Raw genomic sequence first — 17,956 nt, 5'->3', positions numbered from 1 at the left:
CCAGACCCCAAAATTTCAGGCCCAAAAACACGATAAAAGTTGTCCGGCTTACACGAGCCGGGCGACTTTTTGTTTGAGCACAGGCAACACCTCGGCTTCAAACCACGGATTCTTGCGCAACCACGCAGTGTTGCGCCAAGAAGGATGCGGCATTGGCAGGATGCTTGGTCCCTCACGATTGCCAAACAGATGGTTGCGCCAGTTGCCAACCGTCTGCGTCAGAGTTTTGTCGCGCGTATCGCCCATGTGATAGGCCTGCGCATATTGGCCAATGACCAACAGCAGCTCGAGCTGCGGCATCGCGGCAAACACCCGGTCATGCCATGTCTTCCGGCATTCCCGTCGTGGAGGAAGATCGCCTCCTTTGGCATCCAGTCCGGGGAAACAGAACCCCATCGGCACAATAGCGATACGCGCCGGATCATAAAAAATATCTGCGCCAATCCCCAGCCAGTCCCGCAGACGATCGCCAGAGGCATCCGTGAAAGGCTGTCCGCTTGCATGAACGCGGGTTCCCGGCGCCTGCCCGCAAATGCAAATGCGCGCTGTCGCAGACAATTGAACCACAGGCCTCGGCTCATGTGGCAATGGTTTACCGATCGGATTTTCGACACAAATCCGGCAGTGCGAAATATCGCGAGCCAAGGCGTCAACCTCGGCCAGATGCTGTTGCATTTTATCGTCTTTTGCGGACAACTATTTGTTTCGCCTTACGTTTTGTTTACTATCCTGCTGAGGACCATCTTAAGAATTTCTGCTGCACAAAGAAAGGGAGAGATAGCAACAGGGGGCCGTCAGCCACATGGCTGAAGCAAGACCACGCACCACCGCAGACAGAACCACGATCAATCGGCAACGTGCTGTTCGTCGACGTGAGCTGGCGCGCACTGTGCGTGATGCCCGGGCTCAGATCGGATCAAAAGAGCGGTCTCCGGTATTTTTGAAGCCGCCCGGGTGCATTTGTTTGCAGCAGCCCGTCTGAATGCGGCCTTTGCGATGCCGCTTCTGTCGCTGATCATCTGCGTCATCTCCAGCCTTTGGGTCGACCCGATCCTGCTGGGCATCTGGCTGGTGTTCAACGTTTGCATCCATGGACTGACCGTCGCGACCTGCAAGGCCTATGAACGCGCGGAGAAAACCGCGCAAGTCGATCGCAAATGGCTACGCCGCTTTGTTCTCGGTGATCTGCTTTACAGCCTGAGCTGGGCCATCTTCTTTTTGCTGCCGCATGCCGAAATCAACCGGCAGGGATTTCTGGTCTTTGAATTTTCGACCATGCTTATCGTGATTGCCGTCACGACGATGCAAAATGCCACTCTGCCGCGCACCCTGATGGCAGGCACGCTGCCAATCTCCTTCACGTTGGCCTTGTCATTTCTGCATCAGCCCGGATACCTCGAATATATTCTATCAGCGATGACACTTGGAGCTCAGGGCTTTTTCTTCATTCTTGGCAATCAGTTGCTCAAGAATGCCTGCACGATGCTGGAGTATCGCGCTGAGAAAGACCATCTCATTGCCGAACTGGAAACCGCAAAAAGCATGTCGGACGAAGCCCGGCGCCGCGCCGAAGAAGCCAATCTGGCGAAGTCCCGCTTTCTGGCCACGATGAGCCATGAATTACGCACCCCGCTGAACGCCATCCTTGGCTTTTCCGAGGTGATGAAAGACGAGATCATGGGGCCGATGCACAATGCCGGCTACAAGTCATATGCTGCGGATATTCATTCTTCAGGCGCGCATCTTCTGCACCTTATCAATGAAATTCTCGACCTTTCCCGCATTGAAGCCGGACGTCATGAGTTGCAGGAAGAAGCAATCATCCTCAGCGATCTGATCGACGAATGCCGCAACATGATGACGATCCGCGCAAACTCAAAGGACATTGGCATCACGGTGATGCCAGCGGACACGCCCGAGCAGAATCTGGGCCGACCGCCGTGCCCTGCGTCAGGTGCTGTTGAACATCCTGTCCAATGCAGTGAAATTCACCCCCGTGGGTGGTCAGGTGCAAATAGAGATTGTCGCAACACCCGATGGGGGCCGTGTCCTTTCCGTGCAAGACACAGGCCCAGGCATTCCGGAAGAGGAAATTCCCCTGGTATTACAGGCTTTTGGTCAGGGATCTGTTGCTGTGCAAAGCGCCGAACCGGGCACAGGTCTTGGCTTGTCCATCGTCCAGTGCTCTGGTCAAGATGCACGGTGGAACTTTTGAGCTGACATCCAAGCTGCGTGAAGGCACCCGCGTGTCCTTCTCCCTGCCTCGCTCCCGCGTTATGGAGCAAATGCCAATGTACGATACGCCCACAACGGCCCCTCGCAAACCAACGCGTATGCGCAAGATCGCCTGACCGCCCGATCGCGACGGGAGACGGATGCGAGCGAAACGGCGAAGCATCAGGTTGCTCCGCTCTCGCTCTATTTTGTCTGGCGCTCTCCCTTCGGCACCAAACGTCGCCAGACTGAGCACGTCCGCCTCAGGAAGGCGGACGCATCTGTTCACGATGTCACTCTGCCGGCTCAGTTCTTTCCGACGCTCACACCGGCCTGTTCAAAGGTGGCCATGGAGTTGTGGGTTTCCAAAGCAGCCTTGATGACGCCGGTAGCCATGGCAGCACCTGTGCCTTCTCCAAGACGCAAGCCCAAATCCAGCAGCGGTTCCTTGCCCATGATGCGCAGGGCATGGCGATGCGCGCCTTCGGCAGAGCAATGCGAGAACAGGCAGTGATCGAGCGCCCGTGGATCCATGGCATAGGCGACGGCAGCGGCGGCCGTCGTGACAAAGCCGTCGACCACCAGCGGAACACGCTGCAAACGGGCCGCAATAATCAACCCCGTCATGGCAGCGATTTCACGGCCGCCGACACGGCGCAGGATTTCCAGTGGATCGGTTTCCCCGGCAATACGTGTCACGGCCTGATGAACCGCATCGCGCTTGCGCGCCAGACCGGCATCATCCACACCCGTGCCGCGTCCGACCCAATCTTCTGCCGCGCCACCAAAAAGCGCATGGAAAACGGCAGCCGCAATCGTCGTGTTGCCAATGCCCATTTCGCCAAGACACACCAGGTCAATACCGCCCGCCAGCGCTTCCATGCCGTAGGCCATGGTGGCGGCGCAATTGGCTTCATCCAACGCATCTTCATCCGTAATCGACGGCGTCGGCATGTCGACAGCCAGATCAAAAACCTTGAGGCCAATGTCATAAGCGCGACAGATCTGGTTGATCGCCGCCCCGCCTGCCGCAAAATTCTCCAGCATCTGCTGGTTCACTTCCGGCGGAAACAGCGAAACGCCCTTGGCTGTAATGCCGTGGCTGGCTGCAAAGATCGCGACAAGCGGACGGCTGACCGTCGGCTGCGGGCGGCCAGACCATGCCGCAACCCATTCAGCAATCTCTTCCAACCGCCCAAGCGATCCTGCCGGCTTGGTCAATTGTGCATCACGAGCACGCACCGCAGCGACGGCTTCCTCGTCAGGTCCGGGCATCTGCTTGACCAGATTGCGAATATCATCGAATGGGAGGGCGGAGTCGGACATCGACATGAGGTTGGTCTCCAAAGACGTTATGATATGTCTGACATGTCTTGGACTGTCAGTTTGGGCGATCTATAACCCTCATACGGGAAAACACAAGGTCAGGGCACAACGACACCATGCAGGACACCCACACGACTTCTAAGGGCCGTTCGTCAACGCTGCTGGCGTTCGCTCAAACCCTATTGGCTGAAACCGCCGCCTGTATCCGCTTTCTATCGCGCATTCCCTGCCCGGTTCTGGGACCAAAAGACGACCCGACGGCCCTGCCCGATTTCACGCGCATCGCCCGGGCCACACCGCTGGCTGGCGTCATCATCTCTTTTCCAGCCTGCCTCCTCGGCTTGCTGCTTGCACAAACACATCTCCCATCGCTGGCCGTCGCCCTTCTTGTGGTGATGGCACAAGTGGCGGTGACAGGGGCCTTGCATGAGGATGGCCTCAGCGATGTCATCGACGGTTTTTTTGGTGGGGCTACGCGGGAACGGCGGCTGGCAATCATGAAGGACAGCCGCATTGGTGCGTTTGGCGGCATTGCCCTTGTCATCAGCATTGGATTGCGTGCCGTTCTGATCGGAGCACTTCTTGCCCGCTTCGACGGCTTCATCGCCATGCTCCTCGTCTTGTCCTCAGCCGCCTTCAGTCGCGGATTGATGGTCTGGCAATGGGCCGATCTGCCCTCGGCCCGACCCGATGGGCTGGGCCACAGGTTCGGACAACCGGGGTCATGGCTTGCCTTTCAAACGCTGCTTGTCGCCCTGATCTGCCAGATTCCGGCAGCCTTTGGCGCCCCATTCTCAGCGCTGATCTGCGGGCTTGTCGTGGCGGCCTTCTGTGTCGGGCTTGTTGGACGGCTTGCCCGCGCCAAGATCGGCGGGTCGACGGGTGATGTTCTGGGCGCCGCCCAACAGGTCGCAGACATGGCGTTTCTTCTGGGAATCTGCGCAATCTCCTGAAGCGAAGAGCATGGACTGCTTGCCTTTTCCCGCCCTATCAACAGCACTGATCACGCGAGCGACAGGTTTTAGTCTCACTCCTTTACATCCTCGCCCAGACTGGCGAAAATCAGGGGATCTGTCGCATGTCGGCCCGAGAACGGTCACATGGCCGCTTTTGCACGAAAACCGAGGTCAGCCGATGCGGGCGTTCCGGGGCATCGCCTTTGCCATTCTGCTTCTGATCATGATCATCGCGGTGCTGCACGGTGCCGGGTGGATTGATTTTTCGCATTTGACAAACACTCAGCCGTTGCTGAAAAGCGATCAGATCACGCCACGTCTGGTCAGCTTGTCGGTGCTGGCTTTTGTCTTTCTGGCGAGCTTGTTGTTCGGCCAGCCTCGTGCCCGTGACATTCTGCAAGGCACCGTCTTTTGGGGGCTTTTGGGCGTCATTCTGGTGGCGGGATACGCCAATCGCAACGAACTGATTCAGGTGGGCTATCGAACGCTTGGAGCATTGTCACCGGGGCGGCCAGTAACACAAGACAATGGCAATGTGCTGGTGGTGCGCGATACATCCGGCCACTTTCGCGTCAATTCCCGCGTCAATGGCACCGACATGAACCTGCTGCTGGATTCAGGTGCCAGCGCCGTGGTGCTGACTTATGCGGACGCGCTACGCGCTGGCTTTGTCCCTGACCAGTTCGTCTTTTCCATCCCCGTCAAAACGGCTAATGGCAGCTCCAAAGTTGCGCCGGTGCATATCCGACGCCTGACCATCGGACATATCAACCTGAGCAATGTACGGGCCTTTGTGGCGCAAAAAAATGTTCTGGAAATCAGTCTTCTGGGCATGAGTGCCCTCGACAGGCTGACCTCCTGGAAAATCCAGGGGGATCAACTGACGCTGACCCCCTGACGCTTCCTGGCTCTCGCGGCACTTCGGTAGCGCACGTTTCAAAAATCGGTCTGCCTCAACTTATCGATCTGGCGATCAGATCCAGCCAGTGAGACTGAAAATAAAGCGTGCTGCCACGATCAGCAGGAAGATGCCGAACCACACTTCCATCTTTCGTTTTGACAGGGTGTGCGCCACCTTGACGCCAAAAGGGCTGGCAAACAGTGTCATCGGGATGATCAGCAACACGCCCAGCACATTGACAAACCCCAGCGACAAGGGCGGCAAGCCCGTTGCCCCCCACCCGGCGACGATCATGCCAATGGTGCCCGGAATGGAGATCAGCAGGCCTGCCCCGGATGATGTGGCAACGGCCTGATGGATCGGACGGTTGAACAAGGTCATGAAGGTGTTGTTCATGACACCACCGCCAATGCCCATCAGCGTCGAGAAAAAGCCAATCAGACCACCGATGATTGCTCGGGCCGGATTCCCCGGAATATCGTCGCCCAACCGCCAATGCGGCTGATTGAACAACATGCGCAACCCCAGAACAAACGCGATGCCGGCAAAGATGGCCTTCAATTCGTTGCTGGACAAATAAGCCGCGATGGCAGACGCCACAATAACGCCCACAGGAATGGGGATGATCCAGGATTTCAACAGGCTCATATCCACCGCACCACGGGCATAATGACCACGAAATGACCGGATGCTGGTTGGAATGATGATCCCAAGGGAGGTGCCAACGGACACCTGCATACGAATGGACGGATCCACGTCGATCACGGTCATGATCTGGTACAGCACCGGCACGAGAACAGCGCCACCACCGATGCCGAACAACCCTGACAGAAACCCGGCAATCAATCCGGCTCCGATCATGCCAATCACCAGCGGCAGCACTTCTGACCAGGGTACATTGCCGAGCAGCGACGCTACGTCCATCGTTTTCTCCTTGCTTTCATGGATGCCTCGTAAGGGCAAGACAGCAAAAAACGGGCTTGCTGCACCGGAGGCACGATTGATGCCCCCTACAGCGCCTGATGAAAACGAGTGCAGTGACAGCTATGCGGCATGTCTAGCAAAATGCCGCAGAGGCTTCCAGTGTGTTGTCATCGCACTGCATGTCGCGCGGCGACACGGCGGCCAGCGCTTGTTCCACCACTTCCAAACCAGCGTTCGGCTTGATCGCTTCAACCGTCAGGATACGGCGCCAGGCGCGCGCACCGGGACGACCGTGAAACAGCCCCAGCATGTGCCTTGTCATATGCGACAGCTTGGTGCCTTTGGCGACCTGCTCTTCCAGATAGGGCATATAGGCGCGCACGGCCTCCCAAGGCGACACCAGTGCCGCATTCATCGCCATAAAGACGCGCATCGACAGCCCCCAGGATTTCCGGCGTGTGATAGGCAGCCCGCCCCAGCATGACACCATCCAGATGATCCAGCAGCGGCCCGGTCGCATCCAGATCCGTCAGACCGCCGTTGAGGCCGATGAAAAGACCCGGCAGCCTCTTTTTCAAACGCAGCACACGGTCATAATCCAGTGGCGGTACATCGCGGTTTTCCTTGGGGCTCAATCCTTTCAACCAGGCCTTGCGAGCATGAACCCACACCGCATCGACACCTGCGGCGTGCACCGCATCCGCCATGGCGTCCAGTGCCTCTTCCGGGTCCTGTTCATCAACGCCAATGCGGCATTTGACCGTCACCGGAATACGCACCTCGGCTTTCATCGCCGCGACGCAGGTTGCCACCAACTCCGGCTCCTGCATCAGACAAGCACCAAAGCTGCCGGACTGAACCCGATCGGACGGACACCCCACATTGATATTGACCTCATCATAGCCAAAGTCTTCAACAATACGCGCAGCCTGAGCCATCGCCTCCGGGTCAGACCCACCAAGTTGGCAGGCGATGGGATGCTCAATGTCGGAAAAGCCGAGCAGTTTGTCGCGATCACCATGGATCACGGCCCCGGTGGTGACCATCTCGGTATACAGCAGGGCATTTCGGCTCAAATGGCGATGGAAAGCACGGCAGTGGCGGTCCGTCCACTCCATCATCGGGGCAACGGCAAAACGAACAGTCTTGTAATCCAGCGTCTCGGTCATTCCAGCAACTTCCACTCGGTCGGGCAATTCATGTGGCTTGAGGCGGGAGCGTCGAGGGTCAAACGGCTTTGTTCGCGCCGTACCGAGGCTCATTCACTCTCAATTGCCCCAAGGCCGGGAGTGCACTCCGCGAAACACAGTGATGGGGCCACACATCAGGGCGCCTGTATGACCGAAAATGCTGAAAAAGGCGAGTGGAAATCAACAACAGCCATAGGCTGCCAGCCTCCGAAACCTGCAAAACGCAGTTCGCATCAAGGCGCGTCTTTATTCAATCCACCCCGAGCACAGTTGACCCCGCTGCGCCTGTCCGTTCAACATGATACGAAATCTGCCAATATCCTGACGTTCTCATTCCCCAACACGAGGTCACCATGGTTCTTCAGATCAACAGAGCGGATGTTCAGAACAAGTTGTCCTGGACGGGTATCTGTGATGCGCTGGCGGCAGGCCACCGTCGGGCAGCCCCTGAAATCGGCGACATGTTTCTGGGCTCAAGCGACCAGACACTGCTCAATCGCGGCGCTTTCATTGAAGGGCTTGGGTTCGGCGTCAAGGCCGTCACCGTGTTTACCGGAAACGCGGCCAAGGACCTGCCCTCGGTGCAAGGCGCGATGCTGGTGTTCGGAGCAGAGACTGGTGACGTGCAGGCGATCATCGCGAGCGATCTTGTCACCGAATGGAAGACTGCCGGCGATTCGGTCTTCGGGGCCAAGCTTCTGGCTCGCCCAGACAGTCGTCGCTTGCTGATCGTTGGTGCCGGCATCGTCGCCCGCTCGCTGGTGCGGGCTTATTCCGAAGTCTTTCCCGATCTCGACGAGATCCTTTTATGGAATCGCACACCGGAGCGCCTCGACGGATTGATCACCGACATGAGCGCGGACGGCTATAAAGTGGCACGGACCGATGATCTTGAGGCCGCCGCCCGGCAGGCCGACATTATATCTACGGCCACCATGGCGCGAACGCCCGTCCCGGAAGGTGACTGGATCAGACCCGGCACACATGTGGACCTGATCGGAGCCTTCAAGAAGGACATGCGAGAGGCCGATGATGCCCTCATTTCAACGGGGAAACTGTTTGTCGACAGCCGTGACACCACACTCGGCCACATTGGCGAACTGATCATGCCGATCGAGAGTGGTATTCTGACGGCAGACGATATTCGTGCCGACCTCTACGAACTGGTGGCAGGCAGCGCCGGTCGCACCTCCCCCGACGATGTGACCATTTTCAAGAATGGTGGCGGCGCACATCTGGACCTGATGACCGCGCATTACATCCTCGAAAGCTACAGCGCAGACTGACTTTGGAGAAAGGTCCGGATCATGAAAAAAGCCCGGTCGCAGCGACCGGGCTTTCAATGCTGAACAGAGGATCAGCCACAGCCGATCCAAAGCTTATCCGACGATCAACGCACCTCGCGGCGGTCGTCGTCTTCTTCGCGAAACTCAAGCCACATGGAATTGAGGACCGCGAAGCAGCACGCCAACGGCATGCCAAGGAGCCAAGCGAAATACCACATCGTGTTGTTTCCTCAGTAAGCGTGATCGCTGTTTTCGACGGTCTTCTCATCCACCTTGCCCCACACCACACGATAGACGTAGGCCGTGTAAAGCAGAATCAGGGGCAGGAAGATCGCCGTCGCAACCAGCATGGTGAACAGGGTCGAATGGCTTGAACCGGAATCCCAGACCGTCAGACTTGCGCCCGGCTGAATGGAACTTGGCAGGATGAACGGGAACATCGACAGACCAACCGTCGAGATAATGCCGACCACCGACAGTTTTGAGGCAATGAAAGTCAGGCCTTCAAAGCGGGTCCGCAGACCGACCATCACCAACAAAGCCCCGCCGAACCCAAGGATGGGCGCGATGATCATCCACGGATGCAGGCTGTAGTTGGTCATCCAGGCTCCGGCCTGCTCAACGGCAGTCTTCGCCAGAAGATTCGATTCCATATTCGGATCGATCTTCGAGGTGATGGCATAGCCATCAACCCAACCTGTCGCGATCATGACCCCGCCGAGGGCAAAAAAGACGATCGCCAGCAAAGCCGAGATACCACCGATGCGCCGCGCCCGCTGGGCAACAATGCCATCGGCCCGCAGCCCGAGCCATGCGCCACCATGCATCACCAGCATGGCCACCGACAGAAGACCGCACAGCAGGGTAAAGGGTGTGAAGAGACCGAAGAACGATCCTTCATAAGACATGCGCAATTCGCTGTTGATGGAGAAGGGAACGCCCTGCAGGACGTTGCCGACGGCAACCCCGAAGACCAGCACCGGAACGAAAGAGCCTGTGAAAAGTGCCCAGTCCCAACGAGCCCGCCAACTGGGATCCGGCTCCTTGGAGCGATACTTGAACGACACCGGGCGCAAGATCATCGCTGCCAGAACAACGAAGATAGCCAGATAGAAGCCCGAGAAGCTGATGGCGTAGAGCGGCGGCCAGGCCGCGAAAAGAGCTCCACCTGCCAGGATGAACCAGACCTGGTTTCCTTCCCAGGTCGGTGCAATGGAGTTGATGGCAACACGGCGTTCAATATCTGTGCGACCAACAAAAGGCAGCATGGTGCCAACCCCCATGTCGAAGCCGTCAGTGGCGGCAAAGCCAATCAGCAGGACGCCCATCAGCACCCACCAGATGACCTTGAGGACCGAATAGTCGATCAGTTCATAAAGAATCATGTCTCATTACTCCGCTGGAACTGCGGTTGAACCGGCAGTCGACGAAAGAGAAGCGGATGGCGTATGGTCTTCGACCGGGCCCTTGCGGATCGCCCGCAGCATCAGCTTCATCTCGATGACCAGCAAAACGGTATACAGGGTCACGAAGCTGATAATGGTGATCAGGAGATCCAACGATGTCAGGTTGGAGACTGCATGTGCCGTTGGCAACATGCCCTCAATCACCCAGGGTTGGCGGCCATATTCAGCGACAAGCCAGCCAAATTCGCAAGCAATCCACGGCAGCGGAATGGCCCAGACGGCCAGTCGGAACACCCACAGGTGCTTGGTTCTCCAAAGTTCCAGCTTGCGTGTGGACGACAGCAGAAAGAAGCCCAGGAAGAAAGCAATCAGGAAGATACCGATCGCGACCATAATGCGGAAGCCATAGAACATTGGCCACACATTGGGGACTGCGGACCATGCGGCCTCGCTGATTTCGGCGTCTGTCGCCTGTGCCGGATTTTTGGAATACGGCAACAGAAGATAGGCGTAGCCCAGATCCTTGTTGTACTTGTCGAACGTTGCACGCACATCAGGCGCGACCTTGCCATCCTTGGTCGCCCGGATTGTGTTCAGTGCCGTCAGGGCCTTCACACCATCGCGGATCTTGTCCTTGGATTGATCAACCAATTCATGGATGCCCGGGATCTGCTGGGTCAGCGAGCGTGTCGCAATCAGACCCATGATGTAGGGCACCTTGATGTCCCAGCTGTTGTCGTGCTCCACCATATTGGGAACCGCCAGAAGATTGAAACTGGCCGGTGCCTCTTCGGTGTGCCACATGGCTTCCATGGCAGCGAGTTTCATCTGCTGGTTGGCATTGGCTTCATAGCCGCTTTCATCGCCAAGAACGACAACGGACAAGGAGGCCAAAAGACCGAAGGCCGAAGCCACCGCAATCGAGCGATATGCCAGCGCAAGATGACGGCCGCGCACCACATACCAGCAGGACACCCCGATCATGAACATGGCAGCGGTGACGTAACCCGCAGATACGGTATGAACGAACTTGGCCTGTGCGACCGGATTGAAGATCACATCGAAGAAGCTCGTCACTTCCATACGCATGGTTTCAGGATTGAACACCGAACCGACGGGATGCTGCATCCAGCCGTTGGCGATCAAAATCCAAAGCGCGGAAAAATTCGTTCCGATTGCCATCAGCCAGGTTGCGGACATATGCGCCCTGCGGCTCATGCGGTCCCAACCGAAGAAGAACAACCCGACAAAAGTTGCCTCCAGGAAAAAGGCCATCAACCCTTCGATGGCCAGCGGCGCACCGAAAACATCACCGACATACTGACTGAAGTAAGCCCAGTTCATACCGAACTGGAACTCCATGGTCAGACCGGTGGAGACGCCCAGGACGAAATTGATCCCGAACAGGACACCCCAGAATTTGACCATGCGCTTCCAGATATCGCGCCCGGTCATGACATATACCGTTTCCATGGTTGCCAGTAGAATTGACAGACCCAAGGTCAACGGTATGAATAAAAAATGGTAAAGCGCTGTCGCAGCGAATTGAAATCGCGACAGACTTACGACGTCGAGTTCCATTGGTCACCCCTAGTCAAAAACGCTCAAAGTGTGAGCGAACCTGCTAGGAAGCGGTATCAAGGCATCTGTTTGTAATGTGACCAGCCCGACTGATTGAGGCGCATGACCTGCACAAAGCCTCCATTACTCGGGATGATCGGATCGGCCAACTGGTCTCGCGGTCACTTGGCCGTGACACATCCTCTATCCGCTCCCATGAGCTGGGATGACGTTACGACCGACCCACCACAATTTCCAGTAGGCGGGGCTGCGGCAAGGCGTCCCACGGCGCTAATGTGTCGCAGTGGCGTCAAGCCGCACCTCGCGGTCAGCCAGAGCAATCTCCTCGGTTTTATGCGAAATCATCAGCACCGCAGCGTCGCCGCGGATGCGTTTGAAGCCGTCCTGCACCAGCGCGGCGGTATCTGCGTCGAGACCTTCTGTGAACTCGTCAAGAATCCAGAGGTCCGGCGCAGTCAGACAGGCCCGTGCCACACCCAGACGCCGCTGTTCGCCACCCGACAGTCCCATACCGCCCTCTCCCAGCACAGTGTTGAGACCAAGAGCGTTTTCGCGGATCCGTGTTTCCAGTGACGCAACACGCAGCGCTTCCCACAATTGCTCGACGGTCGCATCCGGATTGGCGATGCGCAAGTTTGCCGCAACCGTGTCGTTGAACAAATAGGGCCGTTGGCCAATAACCGTGATTCGACGCCGCACCTCTTCTTCCGGCAGGTCGGTCAGCGCATTTTCACCCAGGTAGATCTGACCAGCGTCCGGCGTCAAAAGCCCGGCAACAAGCGACGAAACCGTCGATTTGCCGCAGCCGCTGCGGCCTGTCAGAGCCAGCCACTCGCCCGGAGCCACCGAGAGATCAAAATGTGACAAGATGCGCCGTTCCGCGCCCGGATAGCCAAAAGACACACTTTGCATGTCGACGGCAGGAGATCTGGCGGGGGCTGCCGTGAAGGCTGGTGCGGCAGAGCGAGCAGCCGGACGCAAGAGACTGGCCGTCCCCTCTTCCACGCCTGCGACCGCGCGGGTAGCAGACCGAGCCGTCCGACCAACAACAGCAAGACCGGGAATGGTCGCAGACCAGAATTCAGGCAAACCCAGCACAGCAAGAACAACAGCAACGGACATGGCCACCGTCATCTGACTTGCCGATACCTGCCAGCAGACAATGGCAAGCGTGACAGCGATGGCGACCTGCCCTGCAAACATCATCCAGGCCAAAAGACGCGCCCGCCGCGCTTCGGCCTGCTCTTCGCTTTGAGCAAGGCGTTCATCGGCCTCGATGATCTTGCGCGCCGCCGGTTCCAGCCCGCCGTAAATTGCCAGATCACGCCGCCCCGCAACGAGATCCAGCGCCCGCAACCGCATGGCCTCTTCTGCCGCCGCCTGACGGCGCACGACCTTTTCCTGACGGTGACGCAGCAGATAGCCGCCAACCCCGAGAGCCAGCAGGAGCAGAAAAGCGGCGGGAAGTGCTGCCAGCCATGGGACAGGCTTGCAATCAAAGCCACCGCAATGCCGCCGACCACCAGACACAAGACCCCCGGAACCACAAGGCGCAGATAGACACCATCAAGCGCAGAGACATCCGAGGTCAATCGATTGAGGCTGGTCCCACTGCGCTGGCGGGTTCCATTGCCCGCCAGGGCTGCCTGCCCATCAAAAATCCTGCAGCGCAGATCCGTCAGAAACCGGAAAGTCGCGTCATGTGTCACAACCCGGTCGGCATAGCGACCAAGCGTTCTGAAAATCGCCAAACCGCGAATGACCGTACTCGGCAGAAAAATATTGATCAGCACACCAGTCAGGCCCGCGATGGCCGAGGCGGTAATGAACCATCCTGCGACAGCCAGCAAACCGACACCTGAGATGGCTGGTACGAGTGCTGCCAAGAGGCCAAGAAGAAAGGCGCGACGATGATGCTGCCACTGCCACTTGATGATAGAGCGAAGCGCTTTCATGCCGGGACCTCCATGTGCATGAGATCCGGAACGCTGACCTGCCGCCAGCCCTGCGCCATCAGTCTCGGGTCATGAGTGGCGATCACCAGAGTTCGTCCGCCCCCCAACCTTGAAAGCCCCTTGATGACGTCGTGCGCGGTTTCTTCATCCAGTCCCGCTGTCGGCTCATCAGCAACGATCAATCCTGCGTCCTTGCGCAAGGCCGCCCGAGCCAATGCGATGCGCCGCATTTCGCCAACAGAAAAGCCGAAACCATCCTCGCCAACAGGTGTCGCAAGGCCGCGTGGCAATTGCTCCACCAGCGTACGGGCTCCGGCCATCTCCAGCGCATCCATCATTTCATCTTCACAGGCGTGCAGGTTGCCGTGTCTCAGATTGGCTTGCAATGTCTCATGAAACAGACGCGGCGTCTGGCCGAGCCAGGAAATACGCGCTCGCCATGCGTCCAGGTTCATGCCGGTAATGTCTTGTCCATCGACCAGTACACGGCCCTGCTCCGGCTGGTGGAAGCCAAGCAAGCAATCAATCATCGTGGATTTGCCCGCGCCACTTGGGCCGACGAGCAATAGTGTCTCCCCGGCAGGGATCTCCAGATTGACATGACGCAGCACCTGCCGCTCACCGAGTGTCAGGCAAACATCATCGAATTGCAGGCTCACTGGCGCCAGCCCAGCGGCAGGCGCGGTCTGACCGGGATGCGCGTGTGCGTTCGGCGCAACGTCTTCTAAAATGGTGCCGAATGAGACCTCTGTGTCGGCTGGCTGCTCCGAAGCCGCGTCGATCTCCTTATAGAGAGCCTCCAGCGCTTCGCCCGCGGCCAGCCCGGCTGCCCGGTCATGATAGGCAGCTGCATAAGAACGCAAGGGGGCGAAATACTCCGGCGCCAGCAGCAGGACAAACAAGCCGATCTTGTAGGTCATGTCACCGCTCCACATGCCGATATCGACCTTGCCAAGCAGGGAGAAACCAACGAAAACCGCCACCAGAGCGATACCCAGCGCACTGAACAGTTCAAGCACGGTCGAGGACAGAAAGGCGATCTTGAGCACTTTCATAGTGCCCTCGCGAAAGCGGTTTCCGACCAGTTCAATTTCGTTGCGTGTACGCCCGATTGAACCGAAAAGCTTCAGGGTTTCCAGACCTTTGACCCTATCCAGCAGAAAGCCGCTCATGCGGTTGAGTTCTTCCTGCTGCGCCTCGCTGGCATCCTTCGCCTTGAAGCCGATCAACGCCATGAACACCGGAATCAACGGCCCGGTGACCAGCAAGATAATGCCAGCCAGCCAGCTTACAGCGAAGGTCACCAGCACGATGCCAATGGGAACAATCTTGAGCCGCGACATCTGCGGATGAAAATTGGAATAATACGGCCCCAGCGCATCAATCTGTTCACCGATCTGCGAGGCCATTGTGCCGCTGGCAGGCAACGGACTGGCGGGAGAGCGACGGGCAATAGCCTGCACAAGTGTGGCACGCAAACGAGTCTTGGCGGCACGCGCTGTCTGGCGCGCCCAGGTGCCGGCCTTCAGGTTCAAGGCCAGACGAACGGCCGCGATCACCAAAAAAAGGACGGCGTAGACTGCCGCTTCATAGCCAAGTGTGTGCGGACCAAGCGGGACATCGACCGTATGCGAGCCAATCAGAGGCGCAAAACACATCACCACAAGCCACGCCTGCGGGATCCATAAAAGATCCGACAAGGACATTGTCATGCCCGCACGCTTCAATAGACGTGCCTCGGCATCTTCAAGTCTGGCAAACTGGAGAGGTGCTGCGGATTTCGACCTTGACCGCTTTGCAGTTCGTGTCTTTCGGCGAGCCGGTATTTCGGGTCCGGCGGTGTCGCTGTCGATCTCTAGCCTGGCGCTCATAGTTTTCCACGGTCATTCAGATGCTTCCAAGGGCACGGTTCACGCCCGGTTACCGTGCCTGAAGGTGCATCCCCGATCGCCCATGCACCAAACACAATGACGCGTTTTTCAGTCAAGCTGATACCAACCTGCTGTATCTGCGTAGCAAACCGATACAACCGGCCCTCTCTCAAGTCAGAAGTCATACTGCCGAGACCGGGAAATGAACACCCCCTACTATGTGACAATTTGTTCATGTTATAACTTCGAGGCATTCTCGTACTGGCAGATCTGCCAAGGCGCCAAGCACGCAGCACAACCAGCGCAGGACATGCAAATTATGCAGTTTTAAGCTGGAGGTTCTCTTCCGCTCAACTAAGACCCCACTAATTTTGGGTGGTAGTTTTGCATGTTTTAGTCAGATTTAAACTCGAAACGGGAGAGCAGCATCTTGCGCGCTTGAGAAAAAAGGCGATGACAGAAAACAGCACGGCGTTTTTCGCAATAAATGGGGTACACAAGTGGCAGATTTGTGTATATTATATACTTGTTGATCGAGGTTATATTTTAAGACTGATTGCCGTAGCATTTCAAAGGTCTGTCACGCGTCTCATTTTGGCGCTATTGGACATCCTTCTTGTCCTCTTTATTGAGGCACCCGCACTAAACTTAAAAGCCGGTTTACACCGGCTTTTTTTTGCCCTTCCGCAGCCAAATCAACCTTGACGCGCATTTGCGGCATTTGCATGAAAAAAATTGCAACGATATAAAATACAGGCCAAGAAACGGCGCAAAGCGCCGCCTCTTTTTTCATTTGGTGGGACGCATCACCCCATCGTCGGGATCGAAAACTCGGCTTGATCCTTGATGCCAGACGGCCAGCGCGCAGTGACTGTCTTGGTGCGCGTATAGAACCGGAAGCCATCCGCGCCATGCTGGTTGAGATCGCCAAAAGATGAGCGCTTCCAGCCGCCAAAGGTATGATAGGCCAGCGGCACGGGGATCGGCACATTCACACCGACCATGCCGATGTTCACACGCGACGTAAAGTCGCGGGCAGCATCCCCGTCACGGGTGAAGATCGCGACGCCATTGCCATACTCATTGTCGATGACAAGGCTGAGAGCATCCTCATATGTCTTGGCACGCACCACCGACAAGACCGGCCCGAAGATCTCTGTCTTGTAAATGTCCATGTCCCGCGTGACATTGTCGAACAGGCAGCCGCCCATGAAGTAGCCATTCTCATAGCCCTGCATCGAGAACCCACGTCCATCGATCACCAGCTTTGCGCCTTCTTCGACGCCGCGCGCCACCAAACCCTTGATACGGTTCAAAGCATCCGCCGTGATCACCGGTCCGAAATCCACATCCTCACCTGCCGTGTAAGGCCCGATCTTCAGAGCTTCGACCTTGGGCACCAGCTTTTCAATCAATGCATCTGCCGTTCCCTCGCCCACTGGCACTGCGACCGAAACAGCCATGCAGCGTTCGCCGGCAGCGCCGTAACCTGCGCCAATCAACGCATTGGCGGCACTGATCCATATCGGCATCCGGCATGATGACCATATGGTTTTTGGCGCCACCGAAACACTGCACCCGCTTGCCGGATGCACTGGCACGGCCATAAACATATTGCGCGATCGGAGTAGAGCCAACGAAGCCGACGCTCTGGATCGTCTCGTGATCCAACAAGCCATCAACGGTTTCCTTGTCGCCATTGACGACGTTGAGGACACCAGCGGGAAGGCCCGCTTCCAGCATCAGTTCAGCCAACATCAATGGCACGGTCGGCGCACGTTCCGATGGCTTCAAAATGAACGCATTGCCACAGGCAATGGCCGGGCAGAACTTCCACATCGGGATCATCGCCGGAAAGTTGAACGGTGTGATCCCAGCGACAACCCCAAGAGGCTGGCGCACGGAATACATGTCGATGCCGGGGCCCGCTCCCTCCGAGAACTCGCCCTTCAGCATCTGCGGTGCGCCAATACAGAACTCCGCCACTTCAAGTCCGCGCTGCACATCGCCGCGTGCATCAGGGATGGTCTTGCCATGCTCACGCGACAAGGCTTCAGCAAGCTTGTCCATATCCCGGTTGAGAAGATCGACAAACTTCATCATCACGCGGGCGCGCCGCTGCGGATTGACCGCAGCCCAGGCCACTTGCGCATCAGCAGCATTGGCAATCGCCGTATCCAGTTCAGCGCCGGAGGCGAGTGCCAGTTTGACCTGCACTTCCCCCGTCGCCGGATTGAACACATCCGCAAACCGACCGGAGGTGCCGTCGACACGCTTGCCGCCAATAAAATGACCGATCGTTTCCATCTCACCATCTCCCTTGATGCTTGAAATTATCTACCCTGT

General features: G+C 57.5%; 13 protein-coding genes and 2 pseudogenes. 4 read left to right on the top strand and 11 right to left on the bottom strand.

Annotated elements, in window-relative coordinates; all coding sequences use genetic code 11:
* Positions 1–48: 48 nt before the first annotated feature.
* Positions 49–675 (bottom strand): uracil-DNA glycosylase family protein, encoded by a 627-nt coding sequence (locus tag AC0L7U_RS17560; RefSeq protein WP_473692537.1) that lies wholly within the window; start codon positions 673–675, stop codon positions 49–51.
* A 279-nt stretch (positions 676–954) separates the two neighbouring features.
* Between AC0L7U_RS17560 and AC0L7U_RS17555 the strand changes: the two genes are divergently transcribed.
* Positions 955–2,220 (top strand): sensor histidine kinase, encoded by a 1,266-nt coding sequence (locus tag AC0L7U_RS17555; RefSeq protein WP_473692535.1) that lies wholly within the window; start codon positions 955–957, stop codon positions 2,218–2,220.
* Between the two features lie 300 nt (positions 2,221–2,520).
* Here AC0L7U_RS17555 and cobT read toward each other — a convergent pair whose 3' ends face one another.
* The gene (gene cobT, locus AC0L7U_RS17550) at positions 2,521–3,546 is read right to left on the bottom strand and encodes a nicotinate-nucleotide--dimethylbenzimidazole phosphoribosyltransferase (protein ID WP_473692533.1); all 1,026 of its coding nucleotides are present in this window, start codon (positions 3,544–3,546) and stop codon (positions 2,521–2,523) included.
* A gap of 110 nt (positions 3,547–3,656) precedes the next feature.
* On the opposite strand from cobT, the gene AC0L7U_RS17545 reads away from it, so the two are divergent.
* Both AC0L7U_RS17545 and AC0L7U_RS17540 read left to right on the top strand, forming a co-directional pair.
* Entirely contained in the window at positions 3,657–4,493 is an 837-nt protein-coding gene (locus tag AC0L7U_RS17545; RefSeq protein ID WP_473692531.1) for an adenosylcobinamide-GDP ribazoletransferase, read from the top strand.
* A gap of 181 nt (positions 4,494–4,674) precedes the next feature.
* Complete coding sequence (locus tag AC0L7U_RS17540; RefSeq protein ID WP_473692529.1) at positions 4,675–5,394, top strand: retropepsin-like aspartic protease family protein; 720 nt, start codon at positions 4,675–4,677, stop codon at positions 5,392–5,394.
* A gap of 75 nt (positions 5,395–5,469) precedes the next feature.
* Here AC0L7U_RS17540 and AC0L7U_RS17535 read toward each other — a convergent pair whose 3' ends face one another.
* Both AC0L7U_RS17535 and dusA read right to left on the bottom strand, forming a co-directional pair.
* Positions 5,470–6,321 carry a sulfite exporter TauE/SafE family protein gene (locus tag AC0L7U_RS17535; RefSeq protein ID WP_473692527.1) on the bottom strand — a complete coding sequence of 284 codons (852 nt, stop codon included), beginning with the start codon at positions 6,319–6,321 and terminating at the stop codon, positions 5,470–5,472.
* A 133-nt stretch (positions 6,322–6,454) separates the two neighbouring features.
* A pseudogene (dusA, locus tag AC0L7U_RS17530) lies at positions 6,455–7,490 on the bottom strand (tRNA dihydrouridine(20/20a) synthase DusA).
* Positions 7,491–7,864: 374 nt separating this feature from the next.
* On the opposite strand from dusA, the gene AC0L7U_RS17525 reads away from it, so the two are divergent.
* Positions 7,865–8,797, top strand: a complete 933-nt coding sequence (locus tag AC0L7U_RS17525) for an ornithine cyclodeaminase family protein (protein ID WP_473692525.1) — start codon at positions 7,865–7,867, stop codon at positions 8,795–8,797.
* A 104-nt stretch (positions 8,798–8,901) separates the two neighbouring features.
* On the opposite strand, the gene cydX is transcribed toward AC0L7U_RS17525, so the two are convergent.
* The 7 genes and pseudogenes from cydX to AC0L7U_RS17490 all read right to left on the bottom strand — a co-directional run bounded on the left by cydX (position 8,902) and on the right by AC0L7U_RS17490 (position 17,917).
* A complete protein-coding gene (gene cydX, locus AC0L7U_RS17520; protein WP_473692523.1) occupies positions 8,902–9,015 on the bottom strand; it encodes a cytochrome bd-I oxidase subunit CydX in 114 nt (37 codons plus the stop codon).
* 12 nt (positions 9,016–9,027) lie between these two features.
* Positions 9,028–10,182: a cytochrome d ubiquinol oxidase subunit II gene (cydB, locus tag AC0L7U_RS17515; RefSeq protein ID WP_473692521.1), complete on the bottom strand. Its 1,155-nt coding sequence runs from the start codon at positions 10,180–10,182 to the stop codon at positions 9,028–9,030.
* 6 nt (positions 10,183–10,188) lie between these two features.
* On the bottom strand, positions 10,189–11,784 hold the full coding sequence (locus AC0L7U_RS17510; RefSeq protein ID WP_473692520.1) for a cytochrome ubiquinol oxidase subunit I: 1,596 nt from the start codon (positions 11,782–11,784) through the stop codon (positions 10,189–10,191).
* A 270-nt stretch (positions 11,785–12,054) separates the two neighbouring features.
* A complete protein-coding gene (locus tag AC0L7U_RS17505) occupies positions 12,055–13,314 on the bottom strand; it encodes an ATP-binding cassette domain-containing protein (RefSeq protein ID WP_473692518.1) in 1,260 nt (419 codons plus the stop codon).
* 421 nt (positions 13,315–13,735) lie between these two features.
* Positions 13,736–15,610 carry a thiol reductant ABC exporter subunit CydD gene (cydD, locus tag AC0L7U_RS17500; protein ID WP_473692516.1) on the bottom strand — a complete coding sequence of 625 codons (1,875 nt, stop codon included), beginning with the start codon at positions 15,608–15,610 and terminating at the stop codon, positions 13,736–13,738.
* Positions 15,611–16,235: 625 nt separating this feature from the next.
* Positions 16,236–16,403 (bottom strand): hypothetical protein, encoded by a 168-nt coding sequence (locus AC0L7U_RS17495; protein WP_473692514.1) that lies wholly within the window; start codon positions 16,401–16,403, stop codon positions 16,236–16,238.
* Between the two features lie 13 nt (positions 16,404–16,416).
* Positions 16,417–17,917 (bottom strand): annotated as a pseudogene (locus AC0L7U_RS17490) (CoA-acylating methylmalonate-semialdehyde dehydrogenase).
* Between the last annotated feature and the right edge of the window lie 39 nt (positions 17,918–17,956).

The organism is Roseibium sp. 10G30-5, assembly GCF_055809635.1.
This window is presented reverse-complemented; position numbering and strand designations above follow the sequence as displayed.

What these genes read in the sequence shown, in the direction of transcription:
- AC0L7U_RS17560 (WP_473692537.1), bottom strand. Translation starts at nt 675, where the DNA reads ATGCAACAGCATCTGGCCGAGGTTGACGCCTTGGCTCGCGATATTTCG.
- cobT (WP_473692533.1), bottom strand. Translation starts at nt 3,546, where the DNA reads ATGTCGATGTCCGACTCCGCCCTCCCATTCGATGATATTCGCAATCTG.
- AC0L7U_RS17545 (WP_473692531.1), top strand. Translation starts at nt 3,657, where the DNA reads ATGCAGGACACCCACACGACTTCTAAGGGCCGTTCGTCAACGCTGCTG.
- AC0L7U_RS17540 (WP_473692529.1), top strand. Translation starts at nt 4,675, where the DNA reads ATGCGGGCGTTCCGGGGCATCGCCTTTGCCATTCTGCTTCTGATCATG.
- AC0L7U_RS17535 (WP_473692527.1), bottom strand. Translation starts at nt 6,321, where the DNA reads ATGGACGTAGCGTCGCTGCTCGGCAATGTACCCTGGTCAGAAGTGCTG.
- AC0L7U_RS17525 (WP_473692525.1), top strand. Translation starts at nt 7,865, where the DNA reads ATGGTTCTTCAGATCAACAGAGCGGATGTTCAGAACAAGTTGTCCTGG.
- cydX (WP_473692523.1), bottom strand. Translation starts at nt 9,015, where the DNA reads ATGTGGTATTTCGCTTGGCTCCTTGGCATGCCGTTGGCGTGCTGCTTC.
- cydB (WP_473692521.1), bottom strand. Translation starts at nt 10,182, where the DNA reads ATGATTCTTTATGAACTGATCGACTATTCGGTCCTCAAGGTCATCTGG.
- AC0L7U_RS17510 (WP_473692520.1), bottom strand. Translation starts at nt 11,784, where the DNA reads ATGGAACTCGACGTCGTAAGTCTGTCGCGATTTCAATTCGCTGCGACA.
- cydD (WP_473692516.1), bottom strand. Translation starts at nt 15,610, where the DNA reads ATGAGCGCCAGGCTAGAGATCGACAGCGACACCGCCGGACCCGAAATA.
- AC0L7U_RS17495 (WP_473692514.1), bottom strand. Translation starts at nt 16,403, where the DNA reads ATGAAAAAAGAGGCGGCGCTTTGCGCCGTTTCTTGGCCTGTATTTTAT.